The organism is Pseudomonas syringae pv. tagetis, assembly GCF_022557255.1.
Taxonomy (GTDB): domain Bacteria; phylum Pseudomonadota; class Gammaproteobacteria; order Pseudomonadales; family Pseudomonadaceae; genus Aquipseudomonas; species Aquipseudomonas caricapapayae.
This window is the reverse complement of sequence record NZ_CP092923.1, coordinates 5,171,647-5,187,531: the sequence shown is the minus strand read 5'-3', so window position 1 is coordinate 5,187,531 and position 15,885 is coordinate 5,171,647. Positions and strand designations below refer to the sequence as shown.

The 15,885-nt window shown below is 55.3% G+C and carries 25 protein-coding genes; 24 read left to right on the top strand and 1 reads right to left on the bottom strand.

Annotated features, from left to right (window positions below):
• Nucleotides 1–13: 13 nt before the first annotated feature.
• The 24 genes from rplV (at nt 14) to bfr (ending at nt 12,874) form a co-directional block, all read left to right on the top strand.
• Nucleotides 14–346, top strand: coding sequence for a 50S ribosomal protein L22 (rplV, locus tag MME58_RS23190; protein WP_002555485.1), 333 nt, complete (start codon nt 14–16; stop codon nt 344–346).
• A gap of 13 nt (nt 347–359) precedes the next feature.
• Entirely contained in the window at nt 360–1,046 is a 687-nt protein-coding gene (rpsC, locus tag MME58_RS23185) for a 30S ribosomal protein S3 (protein ID WP_003176422.1), read from the top strand.
• Nucleotides 1,047–1,058: 12 nt separating this feature from the next.
• Nucleotides 1,059–1,472 (top strand): 50S ribosomal protein L16, encoded by a 414-nt coding sequence (rplP, locus tag MME58_RS23180; RefSeq protein ID WP_002555482.1) that lies wholly within the window; start codon nt 1,059–1,061, stop codon nt 1,470–1,472.
• Complete coding sequence (gene rpmC, locus MME58_RS23175; protein WP_002555481.1) at nt 1,472–1,663, top strand: 50S ribosomal protein L29; 192 nt, start codon at nt 1,472–1,474, stop codon at nt 1,661–1,663. Before rplP ends, rpmC begins: the two co-directional genes overlap by 1 nt.
• Nucleotides 1,664–1,665: 2 nt before the next feature.
• A complete protein-coding gene (rpsQ, locus tag MME58_RS23170) occupies nt 1,666–1,932 on the top strand; it encodes a 30S ribosomal protein S17 (protein ID WP_002555480.1) in 267 nt (88 codons plus the stop codon).
• Between the two features lie 23 nt (nt 1,933–1,955).
• On the top strand, nt 1,956–2,324 hold the full coding sequence (gene rplN / locus MME58_RS23165; RefSeq protein ID WP_002555479.1) for a 50S ribosomal protein L14: 369 nt from the start codon (nt 1,956–1,958) through the stop codon (nt 2,322–2,324).
• 11 nt (nt 2,325–2,335) lie between these two features.
• Nucleotides 2,336–2,650, top strand: a complete 315-nt coding sequence (gene rplX, locus MME58_RS23160; protein ID WP_002555478.1) for a 50S ribosomal protein L24 — start codon at nt 2,336–2,338, stop codon at nt 2,648–2,650.
• A gap of 20 nt (nt 2,651–2,670) precedes the next feature.
• Nucleotides 2,671–3,210, top strand: a complete 540-nt coding sequence (rplE, locus tag MME58_RS23155; protein ID WP_002555477.1) for a 50S ribosomal protein L5 — start codon at nt 2,671–2,673, stop codon at nt 3,208–3,210.
• A 13-nt stretch (nt 3,211–3,223) separates the two neighbouring features.
• Complete coding sequence (rpsN, locus tag MME58_RS23150) at nt 3,224–3,529, top strand: 30S ribosomal protein S14 (RefSeq protein ID WP_054987269.1); 306 nt, start codon at nt 3,224–3,226, stop codon at nt 3,527–3,529.
• Nucleotides 3,530–3,743: 214 nt separating this feature from the next.
• A complete protein-coding gene (rpsH, locus tag MME58_RS23145) occupies nt 3,744–4,136 on the top strand; it encodes a 30S ribosomal protein S8 (protein ID WP_002555475.1) in 393 nt (130 codons plus the stop codon).
• A gap of 12 nt (nt 4,137–4,148) precedes the next feature.
• Nucleotides 4,149–4,682 carry a 50S ribosomal protein L6 gene (rplF, locus tag MME58_RS23140; protein WP_003369019.1) on the top strand — a complete coding sequence of 178 codons (534 nt, stop codon included), beginning with the start codon at nt 4,149–4,151 and terminating at the stop codon, nt 4,680–4,682.
• Between the two features lie 10 nt (nt 4,683–4,692).
• Nucleotides 4,693–5,043 (top strand): 50S ribosomal protein L18, encoded by a 351-nt coding sequence (gene rplR, locus MME58_RS23135; protein WP_002555473.1) that lies wholly within the window; start codon nt 4,693–4,695, stop codon nt 5,041–5,043.
• Between the two features lie 3 nt (nt 5,044–5,046).
• Entirely contained in the window at nt 5,047–5,547 is a 501-nt protein-coding gene (gene rpsE, locus MME58_RS23130) for a 30S ribosomal protein S5 (protein ID WP_003317099.1), read from the top strand.
• A 2-nt stretch (nt 5,548–5,549) separates the two neighbouring features.
• On the top strand, nt 5,550–5,726 hold the full coding sequence (rpmD, locus tag MME58_RS23125) for a 50S ribosomal protein L30 (protein WP_010438202.1): 177 nt from the start codon (nt 5,550–5,552) through the stop codon (nt 5,724–5,726).
• A gap of 3 nt (nt 5,727–5,729) precedes the next feature.
• The gene (gene rplO, locus MME58_RS23120; protein WP_002555470.1) at nt 5,730–6,164 is read left to right on the top strand and encodes a 50S ribosomal protein L15; all 435 of its coding nucleotides are present in this window, start codon (nt 5,730–5,732) and stop codon (nt 6,162–6,164) included.
• Nucleotides 6,165–7,499: a preprotein translocase subunit SecY gene (gene secY / locus MME58_RS23115; protein WP_002555469.1), complete on the top strand. Its 1,335-nt coding sequence runs from the start codon at nt 6,165–6,167 to the stop codon at nt 7,497–7,499.
• A 28-nt stretch (nt 7,500–7,527) separates the two neighbouring features.
• Nucleotides 7,528–7,644: a 50S ribosomal protein L36 gene (rpmJ, locus tag MME58_RS23110; RefSeq protein ID WP_002555468.1), complete on the top strand. Its 117-nt coding sequence runs from the start codon at nt 7,528–7,530 to the stop codon at nt 7,642–7,644.
• Between the two features lie 130 nt (nt 7,645–7,774).
• Complete coding sequence (gene rpsM, locus MME58_RS23105; protein ID WP_002555467.1) at nt 7,775–8,131, top strand: 30S ribosomal protein S13; 357 nt, start codon at nt 7,775–7,777, stop codon at nt 8,129–8,131.
• A 30-nt stretch (nt 8,132–8,161) separates the two neighbouring features.
• Complete coding sequence (gene rpsK, locus MME58_RS23100) at nt 8,162–8,551, top strand: 30S ribosomal protein S11 (protein WP_002555466.1); 390 nt, start codon at nt 8,162–8,164, stop codon at nt 8,549–8,551.
• 18 nt (nt 8,552–8,569) lie between these two features.
• On the top strand, nt 8,570–9,190 hold the full coding sequence (rpsD, locus tag MME58_RS23095; protein ID WP_002555465.1) for a 30S ribosomal protein S4: 621 nt from the start codon (nt 8,570–8,572) through the stop codon (nt 9,188–9,190).
• Between the two features lie 22 nt (nt 9,191–9,212).
• On the top strand, nt 9,213–10,214 hold the full coding sequence (locus MME58_RS23090; protein ID WP_002555464.1) for a DNA-directed RNA polymerase subunit alpha: 1,002 nt from the start codon (nt 9,213–9,215) through the stop codon (nt 10,212–10,214).
• 41 nt (nt 10,215–10,255) lie between these two features.
• Entirely contained in the window at nt 10,256–10,642 is a 387-nt protein-coding gene (gene rplQ, locus MME58_RS23085; RefSeq protein ID WP_002555463.1) for a 50S ribosomal protein L17, read from the top strand.
• 167 nt (nt 10,643–10,809) lie between these two features.
• Nucleotides 10,810–12,255, top strand: a complete 1,446-nt coding sequence (locus MME58_RS23080) for a catalase (protein ID WP_055004806.1) — start codon at nt 10,810–10,812, stop codon at nt 12,253–12,255.
• Nucleotides 12,256–12,409: 154 nt separating this feature from the next.
• Nucleotides 12,410–12,874 carry a bacterioferritin gene (gene bfr / locus MME58_RS23075; RefSeq protein WP_003317095.1) on the top strand — a complete coding sequence of 155 codons (465 nt, stop codon included), beginning with the start codon at nt 12,410–12,412 and terminating at the stop codon, nt 12,872–12,874.
• 94 nt (nt 12,875–12,968) lie between these two features.
• Here bfr and uvrA read toward each other — a convergent pair whose 3' ends face one another.
• Nucleotides 12,969–15,803 (bottom strand): excinuclease ABC subunit UvrA, encoded by a 2,835-nt coding sequence (gene uvrA / locus MME58_RS23070; protein WP_055004805.1) that lies wholly within the window; start codon nt 15,801–15,803, stop codon nt 12,969–12,971.
• Nucleotides 15,804–15,885: the final 82 nt, after the last annotated feature.

Sequence of the window (15,885 nt, the reverse complement as noted above, 5' to 3'; positions counted from 1 at the left end):
GGGGTAAGGAACGATGGAAGTAGCCGCTAAGTTGTCGGGCGCTCGAATCTCCGCCCAGAAAGCCCGCTTGGTCGCCGACCAGATCCGCGGGAAGAAGGTGGGCGAAGCGCTCAACCTGTTGGCTTTCAGCAGTAAGAAAGCCGCCGAGATCCTGAAGAAAGTGCTGGAGTCGGCTGTAGCCAACGCCGAGCATAACGAAGGCGCAGACGTTGATGACCTCAAGGTCTCCACCGTTTTCGTCAACGAAGGGCGTTCGCTGAAGCGCATCATGCCACGTGCTAAAGGCCGTGCTGATCGCATCGTCAAGCGGTCTTGCCATATCACTGTCAAGGTTGCTGACAAGTAACGGAGTCGAAGAGATGGGTCAGAAAGTACATCCCATTGGCATTCGCCTGGGAATCGTCAAGGAGCACACCTCCGTCTGGTACGCAGACGGTCGGACTTATGCGGACTATTTGTTCGCTGATCTGAAAGTGCGTGAGTACCTCCAAGACAAATTAAAAAGCGCGTCCGTCAGCCGTATCGATATCCATCGTCCGGCTCAGACAGCACGTATCACCATCCACACCGCTCGTCCCGGCATCGTGATCGGCAAGAAAGGTGAAGATGTTGAGAAACTGCGTCAGGACCTGACCAAGCAAATGGGTGTGCCTGTGCACATCAATATCGAAGAGATCCGCAAGCCGGAGCTTGACGGTATGCTGGTTGCGCAGAGCGTAGCTCAGCAGCTGGAGCGTCGTGTAATGTTCCGTCGCGCTATGAAGCGCGCTGTTCAGAACGCCATGCGCATTGGTGCCAAAGGCATCAAAATCCAAGTGAGCGGTCGTCTCGGCGGTGCTGAAATCGCACGTACTGAATGGTATCGCGAAGGTCGTGTGCCACTGCACACCCTGCGTGCCGACATCGACTATGCCAACTACGAAGCTCACACCACTTACGGTGTGATCGGTGTAAAGGTTTGGATCTTCAAAGGCGAAGTAATTGGTGGTCGCCAAGAAGAACTGAAACCACAAGCACCAGCGCCTCGTAAAAAAGCTGCTAAGTAAGGGGTACGCCAAATGTTGCAACCAAAGCGTACGAAGTTCCGCAAGCAGATGACCGGCCACAACCGTGGTCTGGCACTGCGCGGTAGCAAAGTCAGCTTCGGCGAGTTCGCGCTGAAGTCTGTTGCTCGTGGTCGTCTCACCGCTCGTCAGATCGAGTCAGCGCGTCGTGCTCTGACCCGTCACGTTAAACGTGGCGGCAAGATCTGGATCCGTGTGTTCCCGGACAAGCCTGTTACCAAGAAGCCACTCGAAGTTCGGATGGGTAAAGGTAAGGGTAACGTGGAGTACTGGGTTGCCCAGATTCAGCCAGGCAAAGTCCTGTATGAAATCGAGGGTGTTACTGAAGAGCTGGCGCGTGAGGCTTTCGCCCTGGCTGCTGCAAAGCTGCCGCTCGCCACCTCCTTTGTTAAGCGGACGGTGATGTGATGAAAGCGAATGAACTTCGTGAAAAATCAGCACAGCAGCTGAACGAGCAACTGCTCGGCCTGCTGCGCGACCAGTTCAATCTGCGTATGCAGAAAGCAACTGGCCAGTTGGGGCAGTCTCATCTGCTCTCGCAAGTTAAGCGTGACATCGCTCGCGTGAAAACTGTGCTCAACCAGCAGGCAGGTAAGTAATCATGGCTGAAGCCGAAAAAACTGTCCGTACGCTGACTGGCCGTGTTGTCAGCGACAAGATGGACAAGACCATCACCGTTCTGATCGAGCGTCGCGTAAAGCACCCGATCTACGGTAAATACGTTAAGCGTTCGACTAAGCTGCACGCACACGACGAAACCAACCAATGCCATATCGGCGACAAGGTCACGATTCGTGAAACTCGTCCGGTAGCCAAGACCAAGTCTTGGGCGTTGGTTGATATCCTCGAACGCGCTGTGGAAGTCTAAGGGCTAGGGGTCGGAGAAATTATATGATTCAGACTCAATCCATGCTCGATGTGGCCGATAACAGCGGCGCACGCCGCGTTATGTGCATCAAGGTGCTGGGTGGCTCCCATCGTCGTTACGCTGGTATCGGTGACATCATCAAAGTAACCGTCAAGGAAGCAATTCCGCGCGGTAAGGTGAAAAAAGGCCAAGTGATGACTGCTGTTGTAGTCCGCACTCGCCATGGCGTTCGTCGTGCAGACGGCTCCATTATCCGCTTTGACGGCAATGCTGCTGTTCTGTTGAACAACAAGCAAGAGCCGATCGGTACCCGTATCTTTGGGCCAGTGACCCGTGAGCTTCGTACTGAGAAGTTCATGAAGATCGTCTCGCTCGCCCCTGAAGTGCTTTAAGGAGATCCGACATGCAAAAGATTCGTCGTGACGACGAGATCATCGTGATCGCCGGCAAAGACAAAGGTAAGCGCGGTAAGGTGCTCAAGGTTCTCGCTGACGACCGTCTGGTCGTTGGTGGGATCAACCTGGTGAAGCGCCATACCAAGCCAAACCCGATGTCGGGCGTACAGGGCGGTATCGTCGAGAAAGAAGCGCCACTGCACGCTTCCAACGTCGCCATTTTCAACGGCGCAACCAACAAGGCTGACCGCGTTGGTTTCAAAGTTGAAGACGGCAAGAAAATTCGTGTCTTCAAGTCGACCCAAAAAGCGGTTGATGCTTGAACACTGCTAGGTAGAAGACCATGGCACGACTAAAAGAGATTTACCGGAAGGAAATCGCTCCGAAACTTAAGGAAGAACTTAAGCTTTCGAACGTGATGGAAGTTCCGCGCGTTACAAAAATCACCCTGAACATGGGTCTGGGCGAAGCGATCGGCGACAAAAAAGTCATCGAGCACGCTGTTGCTGACCTGGAAAAGATCACCGGTCAAAAGGTCGTTGTGACTTACGCTCGGAAATCCATCGCTGGCTTTAAAGTCCGTGAAGGTTGGCCGATCGGCGTCAAAGTGACTCTGCGCCGCGATCGTATGTACGAATTCCTGGATCGTCTGCTGTCGATCTCCCTGCCTCGGGTCCGCGACTTCCGCGGCCTGAATGCCAAGTCCTTCGATGGTCGTGGTAACTACAGCATGGGCGTAAAAGAGCAGATCATTTTCCCGGAAATCGACTACGACAAGATCGATGCTCTCCGCGGTCTGGACATTACCCTGACCACCACTGCCAAGAACGATGACGAAGGCCGCGCACTGCTGCGCGCTTTCAAATTCCCGTTCCGCAACTGATTGGAGTAGGAAAATGGCCAAGAAGAGCATGAAGAACCGTGAGCTGAAGCGTCAGCTCACCGTTGCCAAGTACGCCAAGAAGCGTGCAGAGCTGAAAGCTGTCATCGTTGATCTGAACGCAAGTCCAGAAGCGCGTTGGGAAGCTACCGTAGCCCTGCAGAAGCAACCACGTGACGCAAGCGCTGCGCGCATGCGTAACCGTTGCCGCATCACTGGTCGTCCACACGGCGTCTATCGCAAGTTCGGCCTTGGCCGTAACAAGCTGCGTGAAGCAGCTATGCGTGGCGACGTACCGGGTCTGGTCAAAGCCAGTTGGTAAGGCGCACCTCTCGTTTCGTCCTGATCGATTGCGCAAGTCATCGGTCGGGATGAAGCCTGAATTTGAATCAAGCCCCTTTTGGGGCTTGATTCATTTCTGGGGTAAGACTAGAATTGCCGGCTCGCCTGAGCCCGTGTTTTTACGTGCCCGGAAGTTCTCGGCGATCAAGCTGTAGCCGCAAGGCTAATTATTTTGTTTTAGGAGCGTCTAGCCCATGAGTATGCAGGACCCGTTAGCGGACATGCTAACTCGTATCCGTAATGCCCAGATGGCTGAAAAGCCCGTCGTAAGCATGCCATCTTCCACGTTGAAGGTTGCTGTAGCTAAAGTCCTGAAGGACGAAGGCTACATTGCGGGTTATCAGATCAGCAGCGAAGTTAAATCCTCGCTGTCCATCGAGCTTAAGTACTTCGAAGGCCGTCCGGTCATTGAAGAGGTTAAGCGCGTCAGCCGCCCAGGCTTGCGTCAGTACAAGTCCTCCGATGATCTGCCGAAAGTTCGTGGCGGTCTTGGTGTGTCTATCGTCTCCACCAGTAAAGGTGTGATGACGGATCGTGCTGCGCGCGCTGCCGGTGTCGGTGGCGAAGTGCTTTGCACTGTGTTCTAAGGGGGGATAAGCATGTCACGCGTAGCTAAGAACCCCGTTAAGTTGCCATCCGGCGTCGAAGTCAAACTCGTCGGTCAGCAGCTTTCGGTGAAGGGTGCCAAGGGCACTCTGGAACTGAACATCCATTCGTCCGTTGAGATTGTTGAAGAAGCTGGTGAGCTGCGTTTCGCTGCTCGCAATGGCGATCAACAAACCCGCGCAATGGCAGGCACCACTCGTGCACTGGTTAACAACATGGTCCAGGGCGTAAGCCAAGGCTTTGAGCGCAAGCTCCAGCTGGTCGGTGTTGGTTACAAGGCGCAAGCAAAAGGCACGGTCCTGAACCTTGCACTTGGCTTCTCGCACCCGGTGGACTACGAATTGCCGAATGGCATCACCGCTGAGACCCCCAGCCAGACCGATATCCTGATTCGCGGTATCGATAAGCAGTTGGTTGGTCAAGTGGCCGCTGAGATCCGCGACTTCCGCCGTCCTGAGCCTTACAAAGGCAAAGGTGTGCGTTACGCGGACGAAGTCGTCCGCCGTAAAGAAGCCAAGAAGAAGTAGGGCATAGCAAATGACCGTCAAAAAAGTTACCCGACTGCGTCGCGCTCGCAAAGCACGCCTGAAAATGCACGAGCTGGAAGTCGTGCGTCTCTGCGTGCACCGCTCTTCGCAGCACATTTATGCCCAGGTCATTTCGGCCGACGGCAGCAAAGTCCTGGCAAGCGCCTCGACTTTGGACAAAGAACTGCGTGATGGCGCCACTGGCAACATCGACGCGGCCACTAAGGTTGGCAAGCTGGTCGCCGAGCGCGCGAAAGCCGCGGGTGTATCGCAAGTCGCTTTCGACCGTTCTGGCTTCAAGTACCACGGCCGTGTCAAAGCGCTGGCTGATGCTGCTCGTGAAGGCGGGCTGGAGTTCTAAGTTATGTCAAATCACGACCAAAAACGCGACGAAGGCTACATCGAGAAGCTGGTTCAAGTTAACCGCGTGGCCAAAACCGTAAAAGGCGGCCGTATCTTCACTTTCACTGCGTTGACCGTAGTGGGTGATGGTAAAGGGCGCGTTGGCTTCGGCCGTGGCAAGTCACGTGAAGTGCCTGCTGCAATCCAGAAGGCGATGGAAGCTGCTCGTCGCAACATGATTCAGGTTGATCTGAACGGCACGACCCTGCAGTACGCGATGAAGTCTGCTCATGGCGCCTCCAAGGTGTACATGCAGCCTGCTTCTGAAGGTACCGGTATCATCGCTGGCGGCGCAATGCGCGCAGTGCTGGAAGTTGCTGGTGTCCAGAACGTATTGGCCAAGTGCTACGGTTCGACTAACCCTGTAAACGTGGTTCACGCCACTTTCAAGGGTTTGAAGGGCATGCAGTCTCCTGAGTCGATCGCTGCCAAACGTGGCAAGCGTGTTGAGGAGATCATCTGATCATGGCTACCGTTAAAGTAACGCTGATCAAAAGCATGACCGGCCGCATCCCTAACCACAGACTGTGCGTTAAGGGTTTGGGTCTGCGTCGCATCGGTCACACTGTAGAAGTGCTGGATACTCCCGAAAATCGCGGGATGATCAACAAGGCTTACTACATGCTGCGAGTCGAGGGTTAATCGATGAAACTCAATGATCTGAGTCCAGCGCCGGGTTCCCGTCGCGAAAAGCATCGTCCGGGCCGTGGTATCGGTAGTGGTTTGGGCAAGACCGGTGGCCGTGGCCACAAAGGTCAAAGCTCCCGCTCCGGTGGCACAATCGCTCCGGGCTTTGAGGGCGGCCAACAGCCGCTGCATCGTCGCCTGCCAAAATTCGGTTTCGTTTCTCTGAAAGCCATGGATCGCGCAGAAGTGCGTTTGTCCGAGCTGGCTAAAGTGGAAGGCGACATCGTAACTGTGCAGTCCCTGAAAGATGCCAACGTGATTAACCAGAACGTTCAGCGTGTGAAAATCATGCTGTCGGGCGAAGTTACTCGCGCTGTCACTATCAAGGGTATCGCCGCCACCAAAGGTGCGCGTGCGGCTATCGAAGCAGCTGGCGGCAAGTTCGAGGAATAAATGGCTAAGCAAGGTGCTCTCTCAGCGCTCGGCAAAGGCGGTATGTCTGAACTCTGGGCTCGTCTGCGTTTTCTGTTCCTGGCGATTATCGTCTACCGAATAGGCGCACACATCCCGGTTCCAGGTATCAACCCGGACCGACTCGCAGAACTGTTTCGACAGAATGAGGGGACCATTCTTAGCTTGTTCAACATGTTTTCCGGTGGCGCACTGGAGCGGATGAGCATCTTTGCATTGGGGATCATGCCGTACATATCGGCATCGATCATCATGCAGTTGATGACTGCCGTCAGTCCGCAACTGGAGCAGTTGAAGAAGGAAGGTGAAGCTGGCCGTCGCAAGATAAGCCAGTACACCCGCTATGGCACCGTTGTCCTGGCTCTTGTCCAAGCTATCGGCATGTCCGTTGGTCTGGCGAGTCAGGGCGTCGCGTTTTCTGGCGACCTGGGTTTCCACTTTGTGGCCGTAACTACCTTCGTGGCAGGTGCGATGTTCATGATGTGGCTGGGTGAGCAGATTACCGAGCGCGGTGTCGGCAACGGTATCTCGATGCTGATTTTCGCAGGTATCGTAGCTGGTCTTCCGAGAGCAATAGGGCAGTCTTTCGAGTCTGCACGTCAGGGTGATATCAATATCTTCGCTCTGGTTGCTATCGGTTTGCTGGCAGTAGCGATCATCGGTTTTGTGGTGTTCATTGAGCGTGGTCAGCGTCGAATCGCTGTTCACTACGCCAAGCGTCAGCAGGGCCGCAAGGTCTTCGCTGCGCAGACAAGCCACCTGCCGCTGAAAGTGAACATGGCCGGCGTCATTCCGGCCATCTTCGCGAGCAGCATTTTGCTGTTCCCGGCTTCGTTGGGGTCCTGGTTCGGTCAGTCTGAAGGTCTGGGCTGGTTGCAGGACATCTCGCAGTCGATCGCTCCTGGTCAGCCGTTGAATATTCTGCTGTTTAGTGCAGGGATTATTTTCTTCTGCTTCTTCTATACGGCGTTGATGTTCAATCCGAAAGACGTAGCGGAAAACCTGAAGAAGTCCGGTGCCTTTATTCCGGGTATTCGTCCAGGTGAGCAGTCGGCGCGCTATATTGATGGCGTTCTGACTCGCTTGACCATGTTCGGTGCTCTATATATGACGGCCGTGTGCCTGCTTCCCCAGTTTCTGGTGGTTGCGGCAAACGTTCCGTTCTACCTTGGCGGGACCTCGTTGCTGATCGTGGTCGTGGTTGTGATGGACTTTATGTCGCAAGTGCAATCTCACCTCGTTTCGCACCAGTATGAATCCCTGATGAAGAAAGCCAACCTGAAGGGCTACGGTGGCAGCGGCGGTATGCTGCGCTGAAGCACCCCTAAGGTTCGAGGAGTTGGTGATGAAAGTTCGTGCATCGGTGAAAAAGCTGTGCCGTAACTGCAAGATTATTCGCCGCGAAGGTGTGGTTCGAGTAATTTGCAGCGCGGAACCACGTCATAAGCAGCGCCAAGGCTGATTGTGATTTGTGCTTAAGCCCAGCAGCTAGTGCGCTGCTGGGTTGATTATTTGTTACTACAGCGATATTATCTCGCGCCCTATTTCTTGGCTTCCGGGGCGTAGGTAGCTGTCAATTGGAGTCCCACTGAATGGCCCGTATTGCAGGCGTTAACATTCCAGATAACAAGCATACTGTTATCTCGCTGACCTACATCTATGGTGTTGGTCGCACCACTGCACAGAAAATTTGTGCAACCACCGGTGTAAACCCGGCGGTGAAAATCAAAGATCTGAGCGACGAGCAGATTGAACAGCTGCGTGGCGAAGTGGCGAAGTTCACCACTGAAGGTGACCTGCGTCGCGAAATCAACATGAAAATCAAGCGCTTGATGGACCTGGGCTGCTACCGCGGTCTGCGTCATCGTCGGGGTCTTCCAGTACGCGGTCAGCGTACCAAGACCAACGCGCGTACTCGCAAAGGTCCGCGTAAGCCGATCCGCAAGTAATCGCACCAGCGCAACGACAGGAATTTAGTCATGGCAAAACCTGCTGCTCGTCCTCGTAAAAAAGTTAAAAAGACAGTGGTTGATGGCATCGCCCACATCCACGCGTCGTTTAACAACACAATCGTCACCATTACCGATCGTCAAGGTAACGCTCTTTCTTGGGCTACCTCCGGCGGTTCGGGTTTCCGTGGTTCGCGCAAGTCCACCCCGTTCGCTGCTCAAGTAGCTGCTGAACGTGCTGGTCAAGCTGCGCTGGAGTACGGTCTGAAGAACCTCGACGTCAATGTCAAGGGTCCAGGCCCAGGTCGTGAATCCGCTGTCCGTGCATTGAACGGCTGTGGCTATAAGATCGCCAGCATCACCGACGTGACGCCAATCCCGCACAACGGGTGCCGTCCGCCGAAGAAGCGCCGCGTGTAATCCAGGAGACTGTAAGAAATGGCTCGTTACATTGGTCCAAAATGCAAACTTGCTCGTCGTGAAGGCACCGATCTCTTTCTGAAGAGCGGCGTTCGCGCTATCGAATCCAAGTGCAACATCGAAGCAGCTCCAGGTATCCACGGCCAACGCCGCGGTCGCCAGTCCGATTACGGTACTCAGCTGCGTGAAAAGCAAAAAGTCCGTCGTATCTACGGCGTTCTCGAGCGTCAGTTCAGCGGCTACTACAAAGAAGCCGCCGGCAAGAAAGGTGCAACAGGCGAGAACCTGCTGCAACTGCTCGAATGCCGTCTGGACAACGTTGTATACCGCATGGGCTTCGGCTCGACGCGTGCCGAATCCCGTCAATTGGTTTCGCACAAGTCGGTCAGCGTAAACGGCAAAACCGTTAACGTTCCTTCTTATCAGGTTCGTGCTGGCGACGTTGTTGCTATCCGCGAAAAAGCTAAGAATCAGCTGCGTATTGTCCAGGCTCTCGATCTGTGTGCCCAACGTGGCCGCGTAGAATGGGTAGAAGTAGACACTGAGAAGAAATCGGGCGTTTTCAAGAACGTTCCAGCTCGCAGTGATCTATCCGCCGACATCAACGAAAGCCTGATTGTCGAGCTCTACTCCAAGTAAGGGCTAGAAAATAGGTGCATCCATGCAGATTTCGGTAAATGAGTTCCTGACACCCCGCCACATTGATGTGCAGGTTGTCAGTCCAACCCGCGCCAAAATCACTCTCGAGCCTCTCGAGCGTGGTTTCGGCCATACCCTGGGCAACGCGCTTCGCCGCATTTTGTTGTCCTCCATGCCCGGCTGTGCAGTAGTCGAGGCCGAGATTGACGGTGTACTCCATGAGTACAGCGCCATCGAAGGTGTACAGGAAGACGTCATTGAAATCCTGTTGAACCTTAAAGGTCTGGCTATCAAGCTGCACGGTCGAGACGAAGTTACGCTGACCTTGTCGAAGAAGGGTTCGGGGGTGGTTACCGCTGCCGATATTCAGCTGGATCATGATGTCGAGATCGTTAACCCCGATCACGTAATCGCTAACCTGGCGTCTAACGGCGTCTTGAACATGAAGCTCACCGTAGCTCGTGGTCGTGGTTATGAGCCGGCAGACTCGCGTCAAAGCGATGAAGACGAAAGCCGCAGCATTGGTCGCTTGCAGCTTGACTCTTCGTTCAGCCCGGTTCGCCGTATCGCATACGTGGTGGAAAACGCCCGTGTCGAGCAGCGTACTAACCTGGACAAGCTGGTTATTGATCTGGAAACCAACGGTACTCTGGACCCTGAAGAGGCTATCCGTCGCGCTGCAACCATTCTGCAACAGCAGTTGGCTGCGTTCGTGGACCTCAAAGGCGACAGCGAACCAGTGGTAATCGAACAGGAAGACGAGATCGATCCGATCCTGCTTCGTCCGGTTGACGATTTGGAACTGACCGTGCGTTCGGCCAACTGCCTTAAGGCGGAGAACATCTATTACATCGGCGATCTGATTCAGCGCACCGAAGTAGAGCTGTTGAAGACTCCGAACCTGGGCAAGAAATCCTTGACCGAGATCAAGGACGTTCTGGCTTCTCGTGGTCTCTCCCTCGGCATGCGCCTCGACAACTGGCCGCCGGCAAGTCTTAAGAAGGACGACAAGGCTACGGCCTGATCGTCGTAATCACCGAACGCGAGTTTGGTAAGGAATGAACCATGCGTCATCGTAAAAGTGGACGTCACCTGAGCCGTACCAGCTCTCACCGCAAAGCCATGTTTCAAAACATGGCGGTGTCGCTGTTCGAGCACGAGCTGATCAAAACTACCCTGCCGAAAGCCAAGGAACTGCGTCGCGTTGCCGAGCCGCTGATCACCCTGGCCAAGGAAGACAGCGTTGCTAACCGTCGTCTGGCTTTCGACCGTACTCGTTCGAAAGAAATCGTCGGCAAGCTGTTCAACGATCTGGGCAAGCGCTATGCAACCCGTCAGGGCGGCTATCTGCGTATCCTCAAGTGCGGTTTCCGCGCTGGCGACAACGCGCCAATGGCGTACGTCGAGTTGGTTGATCGTCCTGTCGGTGGCTCTGTAGAAGCTGCTGAATAAGACATCAGTTTGAACAGAAGACCGGGCCTAGTGCCCGGTTTTTTGTTATCCAGGATTTAAAAATCCTATCGATAGTCATGATTTAATGAATTCGACGCTGCAATAGCTTTCAACAATACTTCCTTCCGAGCCCATTAGCCGGCTATAGATGCCAGAGGAAGATTTTCATGAGCCCCAAGACCCTTACGACTGCCAGCGGTGCTCCAGTCGCCGACAACCAGAACTCGCGTTCCGCAGGCCCGCGTGGTCCTCTGCTGCTCGATGATTTCCATCTGATCGAAAAGCTTGCCCATTTCAATCGTGAGAACATCCCGGAGCGTCGCGTGCACGCCAAGGGATCGGGTGCTCATGGTACGTTCACCGTCACCCGCGACATCAGCCAATACACCAGTGCCAAGCTGTTTGACACAGTTGGTAAGCAGACGTCCGTTTTCCTGCGCTTCTCCACTGTAGGGGGCGAGCGCGGCTCGGCTGATACCGAACGTGACCCACGCGGCTTTGCGATCAAGTTTTACACTGAGGAAGGTAACTGGGACATTGTGGGTAACAACACTCCGGTGTTTTTCATCCGTGACCCGTTGAAGTTTCCGGACTTTATCCATACCCAGAAGCGCCTTCCGCAAACCAATCTGAAAAGCCCTCAGATGATGTGGGATTTCTGGTCGCATTCGCCAGAGGCGCTGCACCAGATCACTATTTTGTTCTCGGATCGTGGCATTCCTGATGGCTATCGCCATATGCACGGTTTTGGCAGCCACACCTACAGCCTGATCAGCGCTGCAGGTGAGCGTCATTGGGTGAAGTGGCACTACAAGACCCGGCAAGGTATCAAGAACCTGACACCGGCCGATGCTGCACGTATTGCTGGCACCGATCCCGATTATGCTCAGCGTGATCTGTTCACCGCCATCGAAAAAGGTGATTTCCCCAGGTGGCAGGTGTGCATTCAGCTGATGAGCGAAGCTCAGGCTGCCGGTCACCACGAAAACCCGTTCGATGTAACCAAGACCTGGTCGCAGAAAGAGTATCCGCTCATTGAAGTAGGCGAACTGGAACTGAACCGTAACCCGCTCAATTACTTTGCCGAGGTTGAGCAGGCTGCGTTCGGCCCGAGCAATATGGTGCCGGGCGTTGGCCTGTCGCCGGACCGCATGCTGCAGGGACGCGTATTCGCATACGCTGACGCACATCGCTACCGCGTAGGTACCAATCACCAGCAATTGCCGATCAATGCGCCAAGAAACCCTGTTTACAGCTACCAGCGTGACGGCTCGATGGCCTTCGGCAGCAATGGTGGTGCGGCCCCGAACTATGAGCCAAACAGCTATTCGGATGCACCGAAAGAAGATCCGCGCTACGCAGAGCCTGCGTTGGCTTTGAGCGGCACGGCGAATCGTCACGATCACCGTGTTGACAGCGATTATTACAGTCAGGCGGGCAAACTGTTCAACCTGATGAGCACTGATCAAAAAGCGCTGCTGATCAACAACATTGCGGGCGCAATGCAGGGCGTTTCCAGTGATATCGTGCAGCGCCAGTTGCAGCATTTCTACAAGGCTGACGCAGCGTATGGAGAGGGCATAGCCAGCGCTTTGGGTGCAAAGTCGGGCTGAGTCGAAGTGAGAAACAGAACCGCCCTCATTTGGGCGGTTTTTCGCTTCTTAACGGCGTAATTTCGCCACTTTTCGTCGGTTTATTGCGTTTTTCTGAGTGACCTCGCGCGGCGCTTGGTTCAAACTATCGGCTTTGAAGCAGGAGTCTGGTGCGATGCAAGGCCACCCGGAAGTAATCGATTACCTCAACACGTTGCTCACGGGCGAACTGGCTGCTCGTGACCAGTATTTCGTTCACTCACGCATGTACGAAGACTGGGGCTTTTCCAAGCTCTACGAACGTATCAATCATGAGATGGAAGAAGAGGCGCAACATGCCGATGCGCTGATGCGCCGTATCCTGATGCTCGAAGGTACACCGCGCATGCGCCCGGATGATCTCGACGTCGGCACCACGGTACCTGAGATGCTCGCCAGCGATCTGCGTCTGGAATACAAGGTTCGCGCTGCACTATGCAAAGGCATCGAGCTCTGTGAGCTGCACAGTGACTACGTGACCCGTGAAATCCTGCGCGTGCAGCTGGCTGACACGGAGGAAGACCACACCTATTGGCTTGAACAGCAGATGGGTCTGATCAAGTCCATTGGTCTTCAGAACTACCTGCAATCGCAGTTCTGATTCAGTCGCTCACAAAAAAGCTCCTGCACTTGCGTGACAGGAGCTTTTTTGTATCCGGGTTCGACTCATGCCGAACCCGTTTTCATCACTCTCGTCAGGCTTTGTCCCGAGTCAACAAAGGCTTCAGATAATGCCCGGTGTAGGACTGTTCCATTTCGGCGACCTGTTCGGGTGTGCCGGTCGCGATGATCTGTCCACCTCTTGAACCGCCTTCCGGACCGAGGTCCACCAGCCAGTCGGCGGTCTTGATGACATCCAGATTGTGCTCGATCACCACCACCGTATTGCCGTGGTCGCGCAGGCGATGCAACACATCCAGCAGCTGCTGAATATCCGCAAAATGCAGGCCCGTAGTCGGTTCGTCGAGGATGTACAGCGTCTTGCCGGTGTCGCGCTTGGACAACTCACGCGACAGCTTGACCCGCTGTGCCTCACCGCCTGACAAAGTCGTCGCCGATTGCCCCAGCTTGATATAGGAAAGCCCTACATCCATCAGGGTTTGCAGCTTGCGCGCCAGTGCAGGTACGGCATCGAAGAACTCGCGAGCTTCCTCGATGGTCATTTCCAGCACTTCATGGACACTTTTGCCCTTGTACTTGATCTCGAGCGTCTCACGGTTGTAACGCTTGCTCTTGCACACATCGCAGGGCACGTAGATGTCCGGCAGAAAGTGCATCTCGACCTTGATCAGCCCGTCGCCCTGGCATGCCTCGCAGCGACCGCCTTTGACGTTGAACGAGAACCGTCCAGGGCCGTAGCCCCGTGAGCGTGATTCAGGTACACCGGCAAACAGTTCGCGAATCGGCGTGAACAGCCCGGTGTACGTTGCCGGGTTGGAGCGCGGCGTACGACCGATAGGGCTCTGGTCGATGTCCACGACCTTGTCCAGATGCTGCAGGCCATTGATGCTGTCGTGCGTGGCAGCCTCAAGCGTCGTCGCGCCGTTCAGCGCGGTGGCGCTCAACGGGAACAGCGTGTTGTTGATCAGCGTCGACTTACCCGACCCGGAAACGCCCGTCACGCAAGTCAGCAGGCCAATCGGAATCTCGAGATTGACGTTCTGCAGATTGTTGCCGCGCGCGCCCTTGAGCGTCAGCGACAGCTTTTTATTACGCGGGGTGCGCTTGGCGGGTACAGCAATCTTCACGCGCCCCGACAGGTATTTGCCGGTCAGCGAGTCAGGGTGCGACATCACCTCGTCCGGCGTACCTTCGGCAACGATGTGACCACCATGCACGCCTGCCCCCGGGCCAATATCGACTACATAGTCGGCCAGGCGAATCGCATCCTCATCGTGCTCCACCACAATCACGGTGTTGCCGATGTCGCGCAGGTGTTTGAGCGTGCCCAGCAAACGATCGTTATCGCGCTGGTGCAGGCCAATGGACGGCTCGTCGAGGATGTACATCACCCCGACCAGACCCGCACCGATCTGGCTGGCCAGACGAATCCGCTGGGCTTCGCCGCCGGACAACGTGTCCGCGCTGCGATCCAGGGTCAGATAGTCCAGGCCGACATTGACCAGAAACTGCAGACGCTCACGGATTTCCTTGAGGATTTTGTCTGCGATTTCACCGCGCCTTCCGGTCAATTTGAGCGCTTCGAAATAATGCGTGGCATCGCCAATCGGCAAATTGGTTACCGCAGGCAAGGTCTTTTCGCCTACCCACACATGGCGCGCTTCACGACGCAGACGAGTGCCTCGGCAATCAGGGCACGGCTGCGTGCCGAGGAATTTGGCCAGCTCTTCGCGTACGGTCGCCGATTCGGTTTCCCGATAGCGGCGTTCCAGATTCGGCACAATGCCTTCGAACGGGTGTGCACGCTTGACGATATCGCCGCGGTCATTCAGATAGCGGAAGTCGACACTCTGCGAGCCACTGCCGTTGAGCAGAATCTTCTGCATGTCGGCAGGAATTTCCTTGAACGGCACCTCCAGACTGAAGCCATAGTGCTTGGAGAGCGACCCAAGCATCTGGAAGTAATAAACGTTACGCCTGTCCCAGCCGCGTATCGCGCCTTCGGCAAGCGTCAGCTCGGCATTCACCAGTCGCTTGATATCAAAGAACTGCTTCACGCCCAGGCCGTCGCAGGTCGGGCATGCGCCAGCCGGGTTGTTGAAGGAGAACAGCTTCGGCTCCAGCTCGCTGATCGCATGGCCACAGATCGGGCAGGCGAAGCGGGCAGAGAAAATCACTTCTTCGCCTGGCTCATCGTCCATTGGTGCGACCAACGCGATGCCGTCGGCCAGCTTCAACGCGGTTTCAAAGGATTCCGCCAGACGCTGTTGCAGATCGGCGCGGACCTTGAAACGATCCACGACCACATCAATCGAGTGCTTCTTCTGCTTGTCCAGCTTCGGCAACTCATCCAGCTCACACAGCTTGCCGTTGACCCGCGCGCGGACAAAGCCTTGTGCGCGCAGCTCTTCAAAAACCGACAGGTGCTCGCCCTTGCGCTCGCGGATAACCGGCGCAAGCAGCATAAGCTTGCTGCCCTCAGGCTGAGTCAGCACCAGATCAACCATCTGGCTGACAGTCTGGGCCTCCAGCGGGATATCGTGGTCCGGGCAGCGCGGTTGTCCGACTCGTGCATACAAAAGGCGCAGGTAGTCGTAAATCTCGGTGATCGTCCCCACGGTCGAACGCGGGTTGTGCGACGTCGATTTCTGCTCGATGGAAATCGCTGGCGACAAACCTTCGATCGTGTCGACGTCCGGCTTTTCCATCATCGACAGAAACTGTCGGGCATAGGCAGACAGCGATTCGACATAACGGCGTTGCCCTTCGGCGTACAGCGTATCGAAAGCCAGCGAAGACTTGCCTGAGCCGGAGAGCCCGGTGATGACGATCAGTTTGTCGCGGGGAAGTGTCAGGTCAATATTTTTAAGGTTGTGGGTTCGTGCCCCACGTATCAAGATCTTGTCCACTGCGGCCTCGCTTGGCGGGCATAAACGACGGAGTATAAGGCTCCGAGCCATTACGCGGCAAAGCGTCGCGTATGTGCTGTAC